Annotated in this window: 3 protein-coding genes; all 3 read left to right on the forward strand. The window is 68.2% G+C overall.

Annotation, left to right across the window (positions count from 1 at the left end; genetic code table 11):
* Window positions 1-661 (forward strand): ATP-binding cassette domain-containing protein (locus tag AB4Y86_RS16885; protein WP_441403322.1); only part of this gene is annotated, 661 nt, incomplete at its 5' end.
* A 3-nt stretch (window positions 662-664) separates the two neighbouring features.
* A complete protein-coding gene (locus tag AB4Y86_RS16890; protein WP_441403323.1) occupies window positions 665-1,558 on the forward strand; it encodes an ABC transporter permease in 894 nt (297 codons plus the stop codon).
* A gap of 23 nt (window positions 1,559-1,581) precedes the next feature.
* Window positions 1,582-2,382, forward strand: an 801-nt coding sequence (locus tag AB4Y86_RS16895) for a histidine kinase (protein ID WP_441403324.1), incomplete at its 3' end; no start/stop codon positions are given.

Consider the following 2,382-nt stretch of genomic DNA (forward strand, 5'->3'; position numbering starts at 1 on the left):
GGCCATGGCCGCCACACACAGCATCCCCAAGAAGCGTGTGAACGAAGTCATCGAGATGACCGGCCTGGCCGAGGTGGCCCGGAAAAAGGTGGGCGGATTCTCGCTCGGCATGGGCCAGCGGCTGGGGATCGCCGCGGCGCTGCTCGGCGACCCGCAGACCATCATCCTGGACGAGCCGGTCAACGGACTGGACCCGGAAGGCGTGGTCTGGGTCCGCAACCTGGTGAAGTACCTCGCCTCCGAAGGCCGCACGGTGTTTCTGTCCAGCCACCTGATGAGCGAAATGGCCGTCACCGCGGACCACCTGATCGTGATCGGCCGTGGCCGCATCATCGCCGACGCCCCGATCCAGGACATCATCACGGGCAACGGTCAGGGCCGCACCCGGGTCCGCACCGACCAGCCCGACCACCTGATGCGCCTGCTGGCCGGCGCCGGCGTCTCCGTCGAGGCGCGGGAGAACGAACTTCTCGAAGTCACCGGGCTGGACCCGCGGCAGATCGCCCGCACCGCCCTTGACAACCACGTCATGATCTATGAACTCACCCCGCTCCAGGCCAGCCTCGAGGAGGCCTACATGGAGCTGACCAAGGATGAGGTCGAATACCACTCGCTGATCACCACGGGCGCCCCGGCACCTGTCGAGTCCGGAGGCAACTAAGCCATGAGCTCAACCACTCTCGAATCCACTCCGTCGCGCCGCGGTGCGCACGCCGGCACGGGCAGTGACCGGACCGGCGACGGCCTCAGCAACGGCCCGGGCCCGAGCTTCCTGCGGGTCCTCAACTCCGAATTCATCAAGTTCCGTACCCTGCTGTCCACCCTGATCCTGCTCGGCGCCACAGTCGCCGTCATTGTGGGGGTCGGTGCCCTCGCGGCCTGGGGGATCGGCCAGGCGCTGCAGGCCTCCAACGCGAATCCGCAGCGGTCCGCCGCACTGGCGGCCCAGGGCGACATTGCCGCCTCGGCTCCCAGCGCCGGCATTTCGTTCGCGCAGCTGATCCTTGGATCGCTGGCCGTGCTGATCATCAGCTCCGAGTTCACCACGGGAATGGCACGGTCTACGTTCACCGCCGTCCCGAAGCGGATCCCTGCCTTCGCGGCCAAGCTCCTCGTCGTGGTGGTGTCCGCCTTTCTGGTCACGGCACTGTCGCTCTACCTCGCCGGCCTGGTGGCCGTGCCGATCCTGGACCAGTACGGCCACACCCTCGACGTCTCCAGTGGGCACTACTACCGGACCCTGCTGATCAACAGCGCTTACGTTGCCGCCGTCGCCGCGATCGGGATGGCCCTCGGTGCCCTGATCCGGAACTCCGCCGGCGGCATCATGAGCCTGGTGGGCATCTTCTTTGTGCTGCCGATCGCGCTGCAAATCATCCAGGGCGACTTCGTCAAGGAACTCCGGAAATTCATCCCCGACAACACGCTCGCACCGATGACTGCCGCGGAACACGTTCCGGACACGCTGGAAGCCTGGCAGGCTGCCCTGGTCCTGGGCGCCTGGGTCATCATCCCCCTGCTGCTGGCTGGCATCCTGCTCAAGAAGCGGGACGTCTAGCAGGCAGCGCCTAGGCTCAGAACATGATTGATGCAGGACCCCTCGAGGACGCGCCGGCCGCCCAAGCCGGCGCGTCCTTCGCCGAAATCACGGCCCGACGCCGCGGCCGGCTGYGCCGCTTCCTGTTCCGTCGCCCCCGGGTGACGAACGCCATTGTGGTGCTCGCCTACCTGGTCCTGGTCACGCCGACGGCGGTGGAGTCCGTGCGCGGCGGGACCTGGCCGGTGGTGGTCCTGCTCGTCGGCGCGGCAGCAGCGCTGCTCTTCCGCCGCTCGCACCCGGTCCCGGTGCTGCTGGCCGTCGCTGTCCTGGAACTCTGGGTGTGCTCGCTGCATCCGTGGGGGTCCAACGCCTCGGCCGGACTATGGTTTGCGCTTTACTCGGTCGCCGTGGCCCGCCCCCGGCGCTTCACCCTGATCGCACTGGCCCTTTCGACGGCGCCGCTGGCGGTGCTGTACTTGATGCTGGCGGCCGGACCGTTGGACGGACGCCTGCCTGCCCTGGCGGACAGCGCGCCGGCCAACTTCCAGCTGGTCGCCAGCATCGCCGCCGGGCTTGGCGTCAGCCTCTCCAACGTCATTGCGGCCGGCATCGGCATCTCTGTCCGCCAGCGGCGCGAACACGAGCAGGAGATCACGGCGTGGGCCGCGACGACGGCGCAGCTTGGCTCCGTGAACGAACGCAACCGGATCGCCCGCGAGATGCACGACGTCGTGGCCCATTCSCTSACSGTGATGRTCAGCCTGTCCGACGGCGCCGCCGTCGTCCTCGAAAGGGATCCGGAACGGGCCGCCGCCGTCCTGGGCGAGCTGTCCCGCACGGGC

This window comes from Arthrobacter sp. 2YAF22_2 (assembly GCF_052114645.1).
Lineage (GTDB): Bacteria > Actinomycetota > Actinomycetes > Actinomycetales > Micrococcaceae > Arthrobacter.